The sequence below is a fragment of the Mycolicibacterium thermoresistibile genome (genome assembly GCF_900187065.1).
In the GTDB taxonomy this organism is placed as follows: Bacteria; Actinomycetota; Actinomycetes; order Mycobacteriales; family Mycobacteriaceae; genus Mycobacterium; species Mycobacterium thermoresistibile.
Map to the genome: position 1 here is coordinate 4,497,477 of NZ_LT906483.1, position 16,439 is coordinate 4,513,915.

Sequence of the window (16,439 nt, forward strand, 5' to 3'; positions counted from 1 at the left end):
TCGGCGTGCTCACGATCGCTGAGCGACCGCCGGCACGCCGAAATCACCCGACGTCGACCCAGTCCAGGGTGCGTTGGACGGCTTTCTTCCACCCCCGGTAACCGGCCTCGCGCTGCTCGTCGGTCCACTGCGGGGTCCACCGCCTGCCCTCCTGCCAGTTGGTCCGCAGATCGTCGGCGTCCTCCCAGAACCCGACCGCCAGCCCGGCCGCATACGCCGCGCCCAGCGCGGTGGTCTCCGACACCACCGGTTTGATCACGTCGACGCCGAGCACATCGGCCTGGATCTGCATGCACAGCTCGTTGGCGGTGATGCCGCCGTCCACCTTCAGCGACTCCATCCGCACCCCGGAGTCGGCCACCATCGCGTCGACGACGTCGCGGCTCTGGTAGCAGATCGCCTCCAGCGTCGCGCGGGCGATGTGGGCGTTGGTGTTGAACCGCGACAACCCGACGATCGCCCCGCGGGCGTCCGAGCGCCAGTACGGCGCGAACAGCCCGGAGAACGCCGGCACGAAGTACACCCCGCCGTTGTCGGGCACCTGCCGCGCCAGCGACTCGCTCTGTGCGGCGCCGCTGATGATGCCCAGCTGGTCCCGCAGCCACTGCACCGCCGCACCCGTGACGGCGATCGAACCCTCAAGGGCGTAAACGGGTTCGGCCGGCCGGCCGTCGGCGCCGGTGAACTGGTAGCACACCGTGGTGATCAGCCCGTTCTTGGACCGGACGATGTTCTCCCCGGTGTTCAGCAGCAGGAAATTACCGGTGCCATAAGTGTTCTTGGCCTCCCCGGCAGACAGGCACACCTGTCCGACCATCGCCGCCTGCTGATCGCCGAGGATCCCGGTCAACGGCACCTGACCGGCCACCGGGCCGTCGTCCAGGGTGATGCCGTAGGACTGCGGATACGACGACGGTTTGATCTCGGGCAGCATGGCACGCGGAATCCCGAAGAAGGACAACAACTCATCGTCCCAGTCCAGCGTCTCCAGGTTCATCAGCATGGTGCGGCTGGCGTTGGTGACGTCGGTGATGTGCCGGCCGCCGCGCACCCCGCCGGTCAGGTTCCACACCAGCCAGGTGTCGGGGGTGCCGAACAGCGCCTCCCCCTTCTCGGCGTCGGCCCGCAGCCCGTCGACGTTCTCCAGCATCCACTGCAACTTGCCGCCGGAGAAGTAGGTCGCCGGCGGCAGGCCGGCCTTCTGCCGGATCACCTCACCACGGCCGTCGCGCTCCAGCGCGCTGGCGATCCGGTCGGTGCGGGTGTCCTGCCACACGATCGCGTTGTAGTACGGGCGGCCGGTGCGCTTGTTCCACACCAGGGTGGTCTCACGCTGATTGGTCACCCCCAGCGCGGCCAGATCGGTGGCCGACAACCGCGTCTCGTTCAGCGCCGACATGATCACCGCGGAGGTGCGCTCCCAGATCTCGATCGGGTTGTGTTCCACCCAGCCGGCCTGCGGCATGATCTGCTGGTGTTCGAGCTGGTGGCGGCCCACCTCGGTGCCGGCGTGGTCGAAGATCATGCAGCGGGTGCTGGTGGTCCCCTGATCGATCGCGGCTACGAATTCGGCCACTCGGGCTCCTCTCGGACGGTGTTGACGACGCGCACCCGCCATGATGGTGCATATGTCCGCCCCGAACGTCGACATTGACCGCATGCCGCGCGGCGGGCCGGACGCGTCCTGCCTGGACCGGCTGCTACAGACCGACCGCCCCGAATACCTCGACCGCGAGGACGTCGACGAGTCGGTCAAGCGCAGCGTGGTCGACACCCTGCAGCGGGTCGGCGAGCTGTTCGGCCATCACCAACGGTTCGCGCACCTGGTGCTCGACGAGGTCGCCGACGTGCCCGATCCACGCATTCTCGAACTCGGCGCCGGCCACGGCGAATTGTCCCGCCACCTGCTGGAGCAGCATCCCACCGCGCACGTCACCGTCACCGACCTCGACGCCCGGACGGTGGCGCGGCTGGCCGACTCCGATCTGGGATCGCATCCGCGGGCGACGGTCCGGCAACTCGACGCCACCGCGATCGACGCCGGCGACGGTCGGTTCAACCTGGCGGTGTTCGCGGTGTCGTTTCACCACCTGCCGCCGGCGGCCGCGGCGGCGGCGCTGGCCGAGGGCACCCGGGTGGCCGACACCCTGCTGGTGATCGATCTGCCCCGCCCGCCGTCCCCGCTGCATCTGGCGCGGTTGGCGACGATGCTGCCGTTGGCCCCGTTCGTGCCGTTCATCCACGACGGGGTGATCAGCTCGCTGCGCACCTACAGCCGGTCGGCGTTCCGGGCGTTGGCCGAACACGCCGACCCGCCGGTGCGGGTGTCGTTCAGCGGCGGTCTGTTCGGTCCGCAGATCGTGCGGGCACGGCGGGCCGGATCGGCGGCCGGGTGAACCGGTGCAGCAGCCAGGCCACCGGGATGGTCAGCGCCAGCGTGGTCGCGAACAGTCCCAGCACCGACCCGGTGTAGACCGGCCAGCGCAGCACCGACACCATCGCGATCTCCATCACGATGACATGCACCAGGAAGATCTCGTAGGAGATCTCGCCGAGCCACACCATCGGCCGGCTGCCCAGCATCCGCGTGTACCACCCCCGGTTCCCCAGCGCCGGCGGCGCCACCACCAGCGTGGCGATCACCGCGTAGAACATCACCTTGGCCAGGTCCTGGCCGAGATTCAGCACCGGGGCGCCGGTGTCCCCGGCGATCGGGGTGGCGACGATCAGGTAGGCCGCCACCGCGACCGGGACGGTGGCGGCCGCATAGGCGCGCACCCCCTGCGCCTGCAGCACCGCCAGCACCATGCCGCCGACGAACCAGATCAGGTAGTGCGGCAACCAGAATCCCGCCCCCAGCGGTAACCAGTCGGTGCGATGCAACACCACCACCCACAGTGGGCTGACCACCGCGAGCACACCCAACCCGGTCAGCAGCGGCACCGGCCGCCACCGTCGCCGCGCCAGCACCACCAGCAGCAGCCAGGCCAGCACCGGCAGCGCCGCGTAGAACGCCACCTCCACCGCCAGGCTCCACATCTGGGTGAGCCCCTGATGCGCGTAGGCCGTCAGATAGTCGTCGCTGTAGATCTGGGTCAACGTCAGGTTGCGCAGCAACCCCACCCAGGTGTGGCCCGGATTCGGTTCGAGTTCGCGGACCGCGTAGATGCCGTAGGCGGCCAGCACCGTCACCACGTAGGCCGGCATGATGCGGCGCACCCGGTTACGGGCGTACCGGCGCACCGACGGCGCCGCGGTGCCGTCGGCGGCGGCGCGCACCCAGGGCCGGAACAACAGAAACCCCGACAGCACGAAGAACACCGCCACGCCGATGTCCATCCGAGCGAAGATCAGCCCGACGTAGCCGTGGTTGTAGGTGCCGGTGCCGTAGGCGGCGTGGGTGCCCATCACCGACAGCGCGGCGACGGCCCGCACCCCGGTCAGCGCGGCCACCCGGTCGACGGTCGAAACCTGTTCCAGCCCGCCCTGGTCCAGGTCTGTCTCCGGTGATGGCCTCACCCGGCCAGTATGCGCAGTGACCGAACGTCGAACGTGCGGCTGCTGCGGTCGGCGGGCCGATTTTCCGCACGGAATGCACGTTCGCGCGGCATCGGGCAGCGCGCCTGCCGCCGGTTACTTGCGCGGACGTCACCGACCCTGTTCCATCGGCGGTGTGGGCGAAGAGGTGAAGGGCGGCGACTTCAGCCGCGCACAACGCCGCGAGTACCGGCGCAAAGTGCAACTGTGCCTCGACGTGTTCGAAACCATACTCGCGCAGTCCACCTTCGAGACCGACCGCCCGCTGATCGGCATGGAGATCGAGTGCAACCTCGTCGACGACGACTACCAGCCGGCGATGACCAACCGCGAGGTGCTGGCCTCGATCGCAGATCCGGCGTATCAGACCGAATTGGGCGCCTACAACATCGAATTCAACGTGCCGCCGCGGCCGTTGCCGGGGCAGGCCGCCCTGGAACTGGAGAACGACGTGCGGGCCAGCCTCAACGTGGCCGAGTCCCGGGCCAATCAGAGCGGCACCCACATCGTGATGATCGGCATCCTGCCGACCCTGATGCCCGAACACCTCACCTCCGGATGGATGAGCGAATCCACCCGGTATCAGGCGCTCAACGACTCCATCTTCACCGCCCGCGGTGAGGACATCGTGATCGACATCGAGGGTCCGGAACGGCTGACCCTGCAGTCGGCGACGATCGCCCCGGAGTCCGCGTGCACCAGCATGCAGCTGCATCTGCAGGTGTCGCCCGCCGACTTCGCCCCGAACTGGAACGCCGCGCAGCTGCTGGCCGCCCCGCAACTGGCGCTGGGCGCCAACTCGCCGTACTTCTTCGGCCACCAGTTGTGGGAGGAGACCCGCATCGAGCTGTTCACCCAGGCCACCGACACCCGGCCCGATGAGCTCAAGGCGCAGGGGGTGCGCCCCCGGGTCTGGTTCGGTGAACGGTGGATCACCTCGATCTTCGATCTGTTCGAGGAGAACGTCCGGTACTTCCCGTCGCTGCTGCCCGAACTCTCCGACGAGGACCCGGCAGCCGAACTGGCCGCCGGCCGCACCCCGCAGCTGCACGAGCTGCGGCTGCACAACGGCACCATCTACCGCTGGAATCGCCCCGTCTACGACGTGGTGAACGGCCGACCGCACCTGCGGGTGGAGAACCGGGTGCTGCCGGCCGGCCCGACGGTGCTGGACATGTTGGCCAACTCGGCGTTCTACTACGGCTGTCTGCACATGCTGTCGCGGGAGGACCGGCCGCTGTGGACCCGGATGAGCTTCGGCGCCGCGCACCACAACTTCGTCGAAGCCGCCCGGCACGGGATGCACGCGCGGCTGTACTGGCCGGGCAGCGGCGATGTCACCCCGGATGAGTTGGTGTTGCGGGAACTGCTGCCGCTGGCCCACGAGGGTCTGCGGCAGCGCGGCGTGGCCGCCGCGGTGCGGGAACGCTATCTCGGTGTCATCGAGGGCCGCGCCAAGACCGGACGCAACGGCGCCCGCTGGCAGGTCGCCACGGTGGAGGCGCTGCAACGGCGGGGGCTGTCGCGGCCCGATGCGCTGGCCGAGATGCTGCGCCGGTATTGCCAGGAAATGCACAGCAATGAGCCCGTGCACACCTGGGCGGTCCCCGCTTAGGGTGAAACCATGGCCACAGAGGATCCAGGCACAGGGGACCCGACGGACACGATCGACTGGGACAGCGTCTACCGGCAGGAGGCACCGGGTTTCGACGGCCCGCCCCCGTGGAACATCGGTGAGCCGCAGCCGGAACTGGCCGCGCTGCACCGGGCCGGCGCGTTCCGCAGCGATGTGCTGGACGCGGGCTGCGGCCACGCCGAGATCTCCATGGCTCTGGCCGCCGACGGCTACACCGTGGTGGGTATCGATCTGAGTCCGACCGCGATCGCCGCGGCCAACCGGACCGCCCAGGAGCGCGGGCTGGCCACCGCCAGTTTCGTGCAGGGCGACATCACGGACTTCGGCGGCTACGACGGCCGGTTCAACACCATCATCGACAGCACCCTGTTCCACTCCATCCCGGTGCAGGCCCGGGACGGCTATCTGCGCAGTATCCATCGGGCCGCCGCGCCCGGTGCCCGCTACTTCGCGCTGGTGTTCGCCAAGGGCGCGTTCCCGGAGGAGATGGAGCAGGGGCCGGGCCCGAACCCGGTCGACGAGGACGAGCTGCGCGAGGCGGTGTCGAAGTACTGGGAGATCGACGAGATCCGCCCGGCGTTCATCCACGCCAACATGCCGCCCGACGTGCCCGGGGTCGAGTCGTTCGACACCGATGAGAAGGGCCGCACCAAGTTGCCGGCGTTCCTGCTCAGCGCACACAAGGCCTGACCGGCCCCCTCGGCGGACACCCTCAGCGAAGCGCCGCCGTCACGTCGGCCAGCGCGGCCGCGAACTGCTCGAGCTCGGCGGTGGTCGTGTCGATGTGCGGGGACAACCGCAGCACCGGGGTGCGCAGTTCGAACGGGGCCCGGGCCGGTTCGGCCGCGGTGGTCACGATGCCGCGCTCGATCAACGTCCGGCGGACCGCCGCCGGGTCGGCCCCTGCGGTGGGTTCCAGGGTGGTGATGGCGGTCGGCTCGTCGGGCGGTTCCACCACCCGCCAGCCGGGCACCTGCGCCAGCACGGCGTGGGTCTGCCGGCCCACCTCGGCCAGCCGAGCCCGCACCGCCGCCGGCCCGGCGGCCAGATGCTCCCCCACGGCCACCGAGAACCCCACTCGCGCGGCGATGTTGGCCTCACCGTGGGCCAACCGGTCGAGCACGCGCAACGTCCGCGCCACCGGCCAGTCCGGAGGTGGCAGCCGGGGGCACAGCCGTTCGGCGAGCTCGGGCCGGATCGCCAGTACGCCGACCCCGCGCGGCCCGGCCAGCCATTTCCGGGACGACGAGTACACCGCGTCGGCGCCGACGGCGCAGTCGAGATGCCCGAGGGCCTGCGCGGCGTCGATCACCAGCGGCACCCGGTAGGCCCGGCACAGTTCGGCGATGCGGGCCGCCGGCTGGGCGATGCCGCGGTGGCTGGCCAGCGCCGTCAGGTGCACCAGCGCCGGCGGGTCGGTCCGCAGCAGGTGCTCGGCGCGGTCCGGCCGCACCCTGCCGATCTCATCCACCGGCAGGGCGCGCACCTCGAAACCGTTGGCCGCCATGATCGCCAGGTTGGGACCGAATTCCCCGGGCAGGCAGGCCAGGCTGCGCGGCTGCGGCCAGCTGCTCAACAACAGGTCCAGCGCATGGTTGGAGCCGGTGGTGAACACCACGTCGGCGGCGTCCATGCCGACCAGGTGGGCGACGGCGGCCCGGCCGGCGTGCAGCACCGGGGCGGCGGCCTCGGCGGCGACGTAACCGCCCGCCGCCGCCTCGTGCCGGGCGTGGTCGGCGACGGCGTCCAGGGTGGCGTTGCTCGGCCGCGAGCAGGCCGCACTGTCGAGGTGCAGCCCGAGGGGCGCGACCCGCGCCGACCGCCACCGCGCGGCCAGATCGGCACCGCTCACCGGACCGCCAACGACAGTCCGAAGTCACCGTCCGGGTCGGTCCACCAGTGACTGCGCCGCAGCCCGGCGGCGGCCAGCTCCTCGCCCACCCGGTCGGGATGGAACTTGCACGACACCTCGGTCAGCATCTCCTCGCCGGCGCCGAACTCGACGGTCAGCCCCAACGCCCGCACCCGGACCCGCTGCGCGGTGGCCGCGCGCAGCCACATCTCGATGCGGCTCTGCCCGGCGTTCCAACGGGCGACGTGTTCGAATGCGGTGAGGTCGAAGTCGGCGTCGAGTTCCCGGTTGATCACCGCCAGCACATTGCGGTTGAATTCCGCGGTCACGCCGGCGCTGTCGTCGTAGGCGCGCACCAACCGGTCGGCGTCCTTGATCAGATCGGTGCCGAGCAGCAGACTGTCCCCCGGCTTCAGGGTCGCGGCGAGATCCGCCAGGAACTGGGCCCGCGGCGCCGCGGTGAGATTGCCGATGGTGGATCCCAGGAACACCACCAGCCGCCGGCCACCGCGCGGGATCTTGTCCAGGTGATGTTCGAAATCCCCGCACACCGCGTCGATGTCGACGCCGGGATACTCGGCGGCGATCGCGGCGCCGGAGCTGCGGAGCACCCCGGCGTCGACGTCGAACGGGACGAACCGCCGCAACACTCCCCGGGTGTGCAGCGCATCGAGCAGCAGCCGGGTCTTCTCCGAGGTGCCGCTGCCGAGTTCGACGAGGGTGTCGGCGCCGGACACCGCGGCGATGGCGCCGGCCTGCGCCCGCAGGATCTGCGCCTCCGCACGGGTCGGATAGTACTCCGGCAGCCGGGTGATCCGGTCGAACAGCGCGCTGCCCACCGAGTCGTAGAACCATTTGGGCGGCAACGACTTCGGGGTGGCGGTCAGACCGGTCAGGACGTCGCTGCGCAGCGCTTCGGCGACGGAGTCCTCGGCCAGGTAGTTCGCCAGGGTGACGGTCACGCGGTTCCTTCCAGGGCCATCATCTCGACGCCGGCCCCGGTGACCTCCACCAGATGCCGGTCCGGCACATCACGCCAGCGCGGGTCGTCATCGTACGGTTCGCTGGCCAGCACCACCCCGTCGTCGCCGGCCAGGACCGACAGTGTGTCCCCCCACGTGGTGGCGAGCAGCCGGGTCCCGTTGCCGGCCAGGATGTTCAGCCTGGCGTCCGGGTCGGCCGCGGCGACGTCGCGGAGGGTCTCGCCGAGTCGGTCCAGCCCTCGCTCGAAGATCGTGGCCGCCAACAACGCGCTGTCCACGGTGGATTCGGCCCGCGCGGCGGCCGTGTCCAGCACCGCGCGGTCCACCCGGCCGTTGTGCGACAACAGCCAGTGCCCGTCGGTGAACGGCGCCGACGCCGACGGCTCGATCGGCATCCCGACGGTCGCCGACCGCACCGCGGCCACCACACAACCGCTGCGAAGCACCGGGGCGATCGACGCGAACGAGGCGTCCCCCCACAGCGGGGTGGCGCTGCGCCACCGCCGGGCCACCCCGTCGTCGTCGAAGAACCCGACCCCCCACCCGTCGGCGTTGAGCAGCCCGTACTTCTGGCGGCGCGGCGCATACGACTGCACCAGCAGCCCGTACGGCGGTTCCAGCATCAGCTCCGCGATCGACCGCGGGCGTCCCAGCCAGCCCAGGTGCCGACACATCAGCAGCCCCCGACCGGCCCGGGCCGGGCCGTCTGACGATCCACGTCCCAGGCCAGCCTGACCCCGGCGAAGATCTGCCGCCGGATGGGGTGGTCCCAGTTGCGGAAGCTGGGCCGCAGGATGTCGGCGGCGACCGCCCACGATCCCCCGCGCAACACCCGGTAGTCACCGGAGCCGGCGCCCTCGAAGAACGGTTGCGAATACCGCTGATAGATCATCGGGGTGAAACCGGGCCACGGCCGCAGCGGTGAGCTGGTCCATTCCCACACGTCGCCGAGCATCTGTTCGGCGCCGCAGGCCGACGCGCCGGCCGGATAGGCGCCCACCGGGGCGGGCCGCAGCGCGTCGCCGCCCAGGTTGGCCAGCGCCGCGGTCGGTGCGGCGTCACCCCACGGGTAGCGGCGGCGCCGGCCGGTGGCCGGATCCCACGCGCAGGCCTTCTCCCATTCGATCTCGGTGGGCAGCCGGGCGCCGGCCCACGCGGCGTACGCCTCGGCCTCGAAGTAGGTGACGTGCTGCACCGGCTCATCGGGCGGGATGTCCTCGACATGGCCGAACCGGGTGCGGGTGCCGTCGGGATTCCAGAACTGCGGAGCGGTCAGCCCGGCCTCGCAGCGGTACGCCCAGCCTGCGTCGGACCACCACCGCCGCTGCCGGTATCCGCCGTCGTCGATGAACGCGCGCCACTCGGCGTTGGTGACCGGCACTCGCCCGATCCGGAACGCCGGCACGTCCACGACGTGGGCGGGCCGCTCGTTGTCCAGCGCGTACGGCTCGTCGGCAAGGTCGACGCCGAGCACGAACGGGCCGCCCGGCACCAGCACCGAGGTGCCGGCCACGCCGGGCCGCCCGGGCGGCAGCGCGGTGCCGGAGCCCAGCAACGGCTCCCCGGACCGCAGGTTGAGCGCCTGCAGCATGGTCTCGTCGTGCTGATGTTCGTGGCTGACCACCATCCCGAACGCGAACGTGTCGGCGTCCTCGGGCAACCGGTCGAGAGCGTCGAGCACCGCCGAACGCACCGTCGCGCAGAACCGGCGCGCCTGCGCCGGGGACAGCAGCGGCAGGTGCACCCGGCTGGCCCGGGGGTGCACGAACGCGTCGTAGAGCTGTTCGACCGCGGGTTCGAGCAGCCCGGGGCGGCGCGGATCACCACCGCGCAGCAGCCACAGCTCCTCCTGCTGACCGATATGGGCCAGATCCCACACCAGCGGACTCATCAACGGGTCGTACTGACGCCGCAATTCGGCGTCGTCGAAGTCCACCAGCCTCAGGGTGCGGTTGCGGGCGTCGATCAGCTGACGGGCCAGCTCGGCCCGGTGCGGTACAGCCACCCCGGTCACCAGTCACCTCTTCCGTGTCGGTCCACCGCGTCGCCGATGCCGCGGCGGACCACCAGATCCGCGAAGTCGTCGGCGGGACAACGCCCCCGCTCGACCGACCGCACCAGCCGCTCCATCGATTCCAGCAGCGGGGCGGGCGTGCGTTCGGCCGCGGTGCGCACACATCGGTTCGCGGCGGTGAACAGCCGCCGGTCGGCCAGCCCGTCGCGGGCGGCCCGGCTCCACGCCGAGCTCACCGGTTCGGTGGCCTCCGCGGCGATGTCGGCGGCGGACGGATCGTCGAGCAGGGTGACGAGCGTGAACACCACCGCCGGCCACAGCGCGTCGGGCACACAGTCGAGGTAGCGGATCTCCAGCCAGCCCCGCGGCCGCACCGGTGGGAACAGCGTGGTCAGGTGGTACTCCAGATCCGCCACCGTGGGCCGCCGCCCGCCCAGCGCGGTGCGGCCGTCCGCCCAGTCGGCGAACGGCACCCAGTCGGTCACCGGTTCGGCGGTCCGGTCCCCGGCGCCGTTGACCAGCATGACCGGCGCCCGCAACGCGTACCGGGCCCAGTCCCCACCGGGTGTCCGGACACCGTCGCGGCCGCCGAGGATCGGCCCGCACCGCGCGGAGTCGAGTTGCCCCCAGATGCGTTGGCGACTGCTGCGCCAGCCGGAGAATCGTCCGCCGAGCAGCGGCGAGTTGGCGGCGATCGCGACCATCACCGGACCCAGCGCGTGCGCCAACCGGATCCGCTCGGCCCATCCGGTGCGCGGCCCGGCCTCGACGTTCACCTGTATCGACGCGGTCGAGGTCATCATCGCCGATCCGGCGGCGGCGGTGCCGCTGGCGGCGAAGAACGTCTCCATCGCCCGGTAACGGGACCCCGGATTGACCCGCTGCGGCTGCCGCACCGGGTCCGCGCCCAGCATCACCAGGGCGTACCCGGCCCGGGCGAACGCGGCCCGCAGCACCGCCTGATCGGTGAGCATCGCCGTCGCCGCGGCCACCGGCCCGTCCAGCGGCGGGCCGGACAGTTCCACCGCGCCGCCCGGTTCGACGGAGATGGCGCTGCCGCCGGGCAGCTCCCCGACGGTGGCGATGACGTCGGTCAGTTCCGCCCAGCCCGGCCGGCGCCCCGGGTCGGCGACGTCGAAGCAGTGCGCCTCGATCTCCAGCCCGACCCGCCCGACCGGACCGTCACGCAGGCAGGACGCCTCGATGTGCGCCGCGGCGCGCCGGGCGCTGTCGACGGTCGCAGGGGCTTCGGCCGTGACGGGCAGGGTCATGGCGGTGTCCTCGCAGTCCTCCCGGGTTGTGCGGCTCGGGCAGCAGTTGCCAACCATCTTCCCGCAGATGTCCGACAATCCCGCCGGTCTTCTCCGGGCTTCCGGGTGGCTCTCGGGTGACTCCCCGTCGAGCCGCTACTGACCGAGCGTGTTCTGCATCGCCCCGGCCAGCACGTTCACCGCCGGTCCGCCGTTCCCGGATTGGCACACCTTGGCCTGCAGCAGCACGTTCTCCCGCAACCGGGTGGTGTTGAAACACCGCCGGTCGGTGCCGGCCTGCTGCTTGACCCAGTCGACCTCCGCGGCGGTGGCCGGTCCCGCGGTGAACGACCACACCTCGGTGGTGAAGTTGTCCAGATGCATCGCGGTGTTCTGGCCGGCGCATCCGGCGGCCCGGTCCACCACCCGGTGGAACGCCCGGCCGGCGGCCTCAGTGGTGGCGAACACGCCGACGGCCTGTTTGACCAGATGGGTGCGGTCGGTGGCCGACGTCTGGGTCAGGGCGCTGTTGAACGATGCGAGATCGGGGTCGAGGTAGACCTCCGGCAGCCCGATGTCGGCCCAGTTGTTGCACACCGGGTTGTCGACGTAGAACGCCTGCACCGGTTCGGTGAACACCGCTTCCCAGCGCAGCTGGGCGCCGACGATGTTACTGACCGAACCCTTCGGCAGCACCGCGTAATTCACCACGCCCGGATCCGACGGCCGGGCCTGCGCCGGTGCCACCGCACTGATGAGGGCCGTCGCGGCAGCCAGTGCGATGGTGGTCGCGATGGTGGCCAGGGCCGCGCCGACCGTTGTGACGGCACGCAAGCGCTAGACCTTCGCCGACGTGGTGACGTCGATGTTGCCCCGGGTGGCCTTGGAGTACGGGCACACCTGGTTCGCCTTGCCCATCAGCTCCTCGGCCTGCTGCTGGGACAGCCCCGGCAGATAACCGATGATGTTGGCGCTCAACGCGAAACTCGTGTCGTCCTTGCCGATCCCGATCTGCACCGTGACCGAGGTGGCGTCATCAAGTTGGACGTCGGAGTTCTTGGCCACCAACCGCAACGCCCCGAGGAAACACGCGGCGTAGCCCGCGGAGAACAACAGTTCGGGGTTGACGCCCTCGCCGCTGCCTCCCATCTCCTTGGGCGGGCGGGTCTGAAGGTCGAGCCTGCCGTCCGAGGACCGGACCTTGCCGTCGCGGCCTCCTCCGGTCGCAGTGGATTCCGCGGTGTAGATGGCTTCGATGCTCATGGTCCGATCCTCGCGATTCGGGGCGCGAACGGCAAGGGCCGGACGCACCCCGGATCCGGGAACATCCGATTCCCGCGCTACACGCCGTTGGTGTGGTTGAGCCTGGCCCGCACTCCCTCCTCGACCTTCTTGCCCAGATCGGCGTCCACATTGCGCCAGTACTCGAACACCCGGGACAGCACCGGCTCCTTCACACCGTTGGAGACGTGCCCGATGATGTTGTTGGCCAATCGTTCCCGGGCCGCGTCGTCGAGCACCTCACGCACCAGGGTGCCGGCCTGACCCCAGTCGTCGTCCTCCGCGTGCAGGGTGTAGGCACTGCGCACCATCTCCCCGTCGGACATCCAGCGCACCTCGGCGGCGCGGGACTCGTCGGCGACCGGTCCACCGTAGGAATTGGGTGCGTACACCGGGTCTTTGACGTTCTGAATCCGCATCGCCCCGTCCTTGGAGTAGGAGTGCACCTCCACCCGCGGCGAATTCACCGGGATCTGCTTGTAGTTCACCCCCAACCGGGCGCGGTGCGCGTCGGCGTAGGAGAAACCACGGGCCAACAGCATCTTGTCCGGGCTCAGCCCGGTCCCGGGAACGAGGTTGTTCGGCTCGAACGCCGCCTGCTCCATCTCGGTGTGGTAGTCCTCGACGTTGCGGTTCAGCGTCATCGTGCCGACGTCGATCAGCGGATAGTCGCCGTGCGGCCACACCTTGGTCAGGTCGAACGGATTGAACCGGTAGGTCTTGGCCTCCTCGAACGGCATGATCTGGACCTTGAGGGTCCAACTCGGATACTGACCGCCCTCGATCGCCTCGTAGAGGTCGCGGGTGTGGTAGTCGGCGTCCTCGCCGGCCAGCCGGTCGGCTTCCTCCTGGGTGAGGAATTCGATCCCCTGGTCGGTCTTGAAGTGGTACTTCACCCAGAAGATCTCCCCGTCGGCGTTGATCCAGCTGTAGGTGTGGCTGCCGTAGCCGTTCATGTGCCGCCAGGTCTTCGGGATGCCGCGGTCACCCATCAGCCAGGTCACCTGATGCGCCGACTCCGGCGACAGCGTCCAGAAGTCCCACTGCATGTTGTGGTCACGCAGATTGTTGCGGGCCAAGCGCTTCTGCGAACGGATGAAGTGCTGGAACTTCATCGGGTCGCGCATGAAGAAGATCGGGGTGTTGTTGCCGACCAGGTCGAAGTTGCCCTCGCTGGTGTAGAACTTCAGCGCGAAGCCGCGCGGGTCCCGCCAGGTGTCGGGGCTGCCGCGCTCCCCGGCGACGGTGGAGAACCGGGCCAGCATGTCGGTCTTGACGCCCGGCTGGAACACCGCCGCCCGGGTGTAGCGGCTGACGTCGTTGGTCACCTCGAAGATGCCGAACGCCCCGGCGCCCTTGGCGTGCGGCTGCCGTTCCGGGATGCGTTCCCGGTTGAAGTTGGCCATCTGCTCGATCAGGTAGTGGTCCTGCAGCAGGATCGGGCCGTCCGGGCCGACGGTGAGCGACCGTTCGTCGCTGGGGGCCGGTGCACCGCCGTCTGTCGTGGTGAAGGGTCGAGTGGTCATCGTCATCTCCTCGGTAACCGGCGGCAGGGCTGACCGCCTAGGGACACCCGTAAATCTGGATGTGAATCCAATAGAACTGGGCGGCAACACTTTTCCCGCCCGGTATGAACTGCTCAGCGGCGCGTGACCAAGCCGCCCGGGAAGGGGCCTTGGGGACGGGGACGTGTCGCGCCGCGGCCACACGCCCAGTATGCGCCGCTTTCTGGATCAATTGAGGAAAATGAACTAATCGTTACCGACGGTGGCATCGTCACCGACCGGGGCGGCGGTGCTGCAGTCCGGGCAGATGCCCCAGAACACCACTTCGGCCTCGTCGATCTGATACCCCATCACATCGGCGGGCTCCAGGCAGGGCGCGGCTCCCACCACGCAGTCCACGTCGGAGACCCGTGAACAGACCCGGCACACCAGGTGGTGGTGGTTGTCACCGGCGCGGGTCTCGTACCGGGCCGAGGAGCCCGCGGGCTCGATGCGGCGCACCAGCCCGGCGCTGACACAGGCCCGCAGCACGTCGTACACCGCCTGGGTCGACACCGAGCCGAGAGCCTCGCGCACCCGCTGGGCGACCTCGTCGGCGGTCGAGTGCGGATGGTCGATCAGCGCATTGAGCACGGCGACCCGCGGCGCGGTCACGCGCAGACCCGCCGCGCGCAGGCGGGCGGGTGGATCGAAATCGGTCGCCGGATTCATCCTTCCAGTATGACCGTTCTCTGGAATGAGTCAAGAAAAGGCCGCGTGGCGCGGGTCACGGTCGCGGCGTCGCGGTGGGGCTTGGGGCCGCCGGTTCGGTCGGCGGCGCCGGCCGGGTCCCGGGGGCGGACGGGCTGAACCGCGGTCCCGGGCCGGGATGGTCGAAATAGCGCGACGGCATCCGGTCGTGCCAGTGCATGCGGTGGTGATGGCCGCCGAAACCGTCGGACACCCGGCCCAGGAAGAACCCGGCGAAGAAGATCACCGCCATGATCACGAGCACCCCCGCGACGATCGCGATCCATGCCGCCACCTGGGGTAATCGGCTCGACCTGGGAGCGTTCGACACAGCCGGCGGCGCGGCGGCCGGCTGTGCCGGTGGTGCCTGCGGTTCGGTCGGACGCGGTTCGGGTGCGTCGGTCATGGAGAGATCATGCCTGCGGCGGGCGCCATCCGGCAAAGGGCGATTCCCATGATGTGTGCCCCGGTTCGTCCCAGGGCTTGTAGGGGTTGACCGCGAATTGGATGACCCGGTACGGTGACCCGCCCCGCGGGCCGGTGTTCCACTGGCTGATGAACACCCGGACCTCGTCCAGGGTGGACCCCGGCGAGATGTAACCGCCGTAGGGCTGGGCCAGCCGGTTGTCGTCCGGCGGCGGCAGATGTTCGGCGGGGTCGGGCCACTCGCTGGCCACCACCACGGTGGTCACCGGGGCGGTGCCCAGCGCGGTCGGCTCGGCCGCGACACGGATCTCCATGTTGCCGGTGGTGGCGTTGAAGTAGCTCAGTACCGTCTTGCCGTCGATCTGGCGCACGCTCATCTCCCCGACCCGGTCCGGCCACAGCGGGGTCGGGGGTTTGCCCCAGCCGCCGTCGGGCCCGGGCAGCCCGGACCAGCCCTGCCAACTGGACCGGTCGGTGAAGTTCTCCGGCGCCACCCGGAACAGCAGCACCGGCGAGCTGCGGTCGAAGTTGTTGGTGACGATGTACACCCACCCGGTCTCGGACTCGGCGGTGGGGATCGGATCGTAGTACCCGCTGAGCTGTGACTGCCGGCCGTCCAGATGGTCGAAATCCCGCTGCGACCCGGGCACCGTCTGCCAGCCCCCGCGCCCGGCCTCGGCCTTCACCAACCGGGAATGCTGCGGGACCAGGTCGCGCACGGTGGTGACCAGCAGATAGTTCTCCCGGTTGATCTGCACCACCCCGGCGGGCAGCTGGGAACCGCCGGGCGGGGTCGGGTCCGCCAGCAGCGGGGTGTGCACCCCGGTGACCCCGTCGTAGCGCACCCCGGCGGGGTCGCCGATCGACTCGGGGTCGACGTGCAGGGCGATCGGCGAGTACCAGCCGCCGTATCCGACGCCCTCGCCGGCGAAGCTGTCTCCGCACACCTGCAGGATCCCGCTGGGGAACTCCATGAAGTCGCACAGGTCGGTGGCGCCGATCCCGTAATCCCGGGTTCCGGTGCCGGTCCCGGCCACCGGGCCCAGCCGCACCACCTGCCCCGGGGCCAGCGGCGGCAGCACCGGAGCGGGCCGCGGGGCCGGGGCCGGCGGGTCGGCACGCGCCACCGGAGCGGCGGCCGCCGCCACCGTGCACACCATGGTGACCACCACCGCGACCGACGCCGGAATCGACTTCAGGGCATGCGCGGTCCGCGCGTCGGTGAT

General features: G+C 70.4%; 16 protein-coding genes. 3 read left to right on the top strand and 13 right to left on the bottom strand.

Annotated features, from left to right (window positions below; translation table 11 throughout):
• Positions 1 to 43 precede the first annotated feature (43 nt).
• Positions 44 to 1,576, bottom strand: a complete 1,533-nt coding sequence (glpK, locus tag CKW28_RS21380) for a glycerol kinase GlpK (protein WP_003925241.1) — start codon at positions 1,574 to 1,576, stop codon at positions 44 to 46.
• 43 nt (positions 1,577 to 1,619) lie between these two features.
• On the opposite strand from glpK, the gene CKW28_RS21385 reads away from it, so the two are divergent.
• Positions 1,620 to 2,396, top strand: coding sequence for a class I SAM-dependent methyltransferase (locus CKW28_RS21385; protein ID WP_040546832.1), 777 nt, complete (start codon positions 1,620 to 1,622; stop codon positions 2,394 to 2,396).
• Here the strand turns inward: CKW28_RS21385 and CKW28_RS21390 are convergent.
• Complete coding sequence (locus CKW28_RS21390; protein ID WP_003925243.1) at positions 2,332 to 3,519, bottom strand: acyltransferase family protein; 1,188 nt, start codon at positions 3,517 to 3,519, stop codon at positions 2,332 to 2,334. The genes CKW28_RS21385 and CKW28_RS21390 overlap by 65 nt on opposite strands.
• 154 nt (positions 3,520 to 3,673) lie before the next feature.
• On the opposite strand from CKW28_RS21390, the gene CKW28_RS21395 reads away from it, so the two are divergent.
• Together CKW28_RS21395 and CKW28_RS21400 are read left to right on the top strand one after the other, a co-directional pair.
• Positions 3,674 to 5,152: a glutamate-cysteine ligase family protein gene (locus CKW28_RS21395; RefSeq protein ID WP_003925244.1), complete on the top strand. Its 1,479-nt coding sequence runs from the start codon at positions 3,674 to 3,676 to the stop codon at positions 5,150 to 5,152.
• A gap of 9 nt (positions 5,153 to 5,161) precedes the next feature.
• On the top strand, positions 5,162 to 5,863 hold the full coding sequence (locus CKW28_RS21400; protein WP_003925245.1) for a class I SAM-dependent methyltransferase: 702 nt from the start codon (positions 5,162 to 5,164) through the stop codon (positions 5,861 to 5,863).
• 22 nt (positions 5,864 to 5,885) lie between these two features.
• Here CKW28_RS21400 and egtE read toward each other — a convergent pair whose 3' ends face one another.
• From egtE to CKW28_RS21455, 11 genes are all read right to left on the bottom strand, one after another.
• Positions 5,886 to 7,025, bottom strand: coding sequence for an ergothioneine biosynthesis PLP-dependent enzyme EgtE (gene egtE, locus CKW28_RS21405; RefSeq protein WP_003925246.1), 1,140 nt, complete (start codon positions 7,023 to 7,025; stop codon positions 5,886 to 5,888).
• Entirely contained in the window at positions 7,022 to 7,987 is a 966-nt protein-coding gene (gene egtD, locus CKW28_RS21410; RefSeq protein ID WP_003925247.1) for an L-histidine N(alpha)-methyltransferase, read from the bottom strand. The genes egtE and egtD overlap by 4 nt, the downstream gene beginning before the upstream one ends.
• Positions 7,984 to 8,682: an ergothioneine biosynthesis protein EgtC gene (gene egtC / locus CKW28_RS21415; RefSeq protein ID WP_003925248.1), complete on the bottom strand. Its 699-nt coding sequence runs from the start codon at positions 8,680 to 8,682 to the stop codon at positions 7,984 to 7,986. Before egtC ends, egtD begins: the two co-directional genes overlap by 4 nt.
• Positions 8,682 to 10,022, bottom strand: a complete 1,341-nt coding sequence (egtB, locus tag CKW28_RS21420; protein ID WP_003925249.1) for an ergothioneine biosynthesis protein EgtB — start codon at positions 10,020 to 10,022, stop codon at positions 8,682 to 8,684. The genes egtC and egtB overlap by 1 nt, the downstream gene beginning before the upstream one ends.
• Positions 10,019 to 11,293, bottom strand: a complete 1,275-nt coding sequence (gene egtA / locus CKW28_RS21425) for an ergothioneine biosynthesis glutamate--cysteine ligase EgtA (protein ID WP_003925250.1) — start codon at positions 11,291 to 11,293, stop codon at positions 10,019 to 10,021. The genes egtB and egtA overlap by 4 nt, the downstream gene beginning before the upstream one ends.
• Before the next feature lie 135 nt (positions 11,294 to 11,428).
• On the bottom strand, positions 11,429 to 12,067 hold the full coding sequence (locus tag CKW28_RS21430) for a sensor domain-containing protein (RefSeq protein WP_081475495.1): 639 nt from the start codon (positions 12,065 to 12,067) through the stop codon (positions 11,429 to 11,431).
• A gap of 42 nt (positions 12,068 to 12,109) precedes the next feature.
• Positions 12,110 to 12,535: an organic hydroperoxide resistance protein gene (locus CKW28_RS21435; RefSeq protein ID WP_003925252.1), complete on the bottom strand. Its 426-nt coding sequence runs from the start codon at positions 12,533 to 12,535 to the stop codon at positions 12,110 to 12,112.
• Between the two features lie 77 nt (positions 12,536 to 12,612).
• Complete coding sequence (locus CKW28_RS21440) at positions 12,613 to 14,079, bottom strand: catalase (protein WP_003925253.1); 1,467 nt, start codon at positions 14,077 to 14,079, stop codon at positions 12,613 to 12,615.
• 225 nt (positions 14,080 to 14,304) lie between these two features.
• Entirely contained in the window at positions 14,305 to 14,769 is a 465-nt protein-coding gene (locus tag CKW28_RS21445; RefSeq protein WP_003925254.1) for a Fur family transcriptional regulator, read from the bottom strand.
• 55 nt (positions 14,770 to 14,824) lie between these two features.
• Positions 14,825 to 15,193, bottom strand: coding sequence for a hypothetical protein (locus tag CKW28_RS21450; protein ID WP_003925255.1), 369 nt, complete (start codon positions 15,191 to 15,193; stop codon positions 14,825 to 14,827).
• Between the two features lie 7 nt (positions 15,194 to 15,200).
• A complete protein-coding gene (locus CKW28_RS21455) occupies positions 15,201 to 16,373 on the bottom strand; it encodes a DUF4185 domain-containing protein (RefSeq protein WP_050811958.1) in 1,173 nt (390 codons plus the stop codon).
• Positions 16,374 to 16,439 lie beyond the last annotated feature (66 nt).

What these genes read in the sequence shown, in the direction of transcription:
- CKW28_RS21435 (WP_003925252.1), bottom strand. Translation starts at nt 12,535, where the DNA reads ATGAGCATCGAAGCCATCTACACCGCGGAATCCACTGCGACCGGAGGA.
- egtA (WP_003925250.1), bottom strand. Translation starts at nt 11,293, where the DNA reads ATGACCCTGCCCGTCACGGCCGAAGCCCCTGCGACCGTCGACAGCGCC.
- CKW28_RS21385 (WP_040546832.1), top strand. Translation starts at nt 1,620, where the DNA reads ATGGTGCATATGTCCGCCCCGAACGTCGACATTGACCGCATGCCGCGC.
- CKW28_RS21445 (WP_003925254.1), bottom strand. Translation starts at nt 14,769, where the DNA reads ATGAATCCGGCGACCGATTTCGATCCACCCGCCCGCCTGCGCGCGGCG.
- CKW28_RS21455 (WP_050811958.1), bottom strand. Translation starts at nt 16,373, where the DNA reads ATGGTGTGCACGGTGGCGGCGGCCGCCGCTCCGGTGGCGCGTGCCGAC.
- CKW28_RS21440 (WP_003925253.1), bottom strand. Translation starts at nt 14,079, where the DNA reads ATGACCACTCGACCCTTCACCACGACAGACGGCGGTGCACCGGCCCCC.
- CKW28_RS21400 (WP_003925245.1), top strand. Translation starts at nt 5,162, where the DNA reads ATGGCCACAGAGGATCCAGGCACAGGGGACCCGACGGACACGATCGAC.
- egtC (WP_003925248.1), bottom strand. Translation starts at nt 8,682, where the DNA reads ATGTGTCGGCACCTGGGCTGGCTGGGACGCCCGCGGTCGATCGCGGAG.
- CKW28_RS21450 (WP_003925255.1), bottom strand. Translation starts at nt 15,193, where the DNA reads ATGACCGACGCACCCGAACCGCGTCCGACCGAACCGCAGGCACCACCG.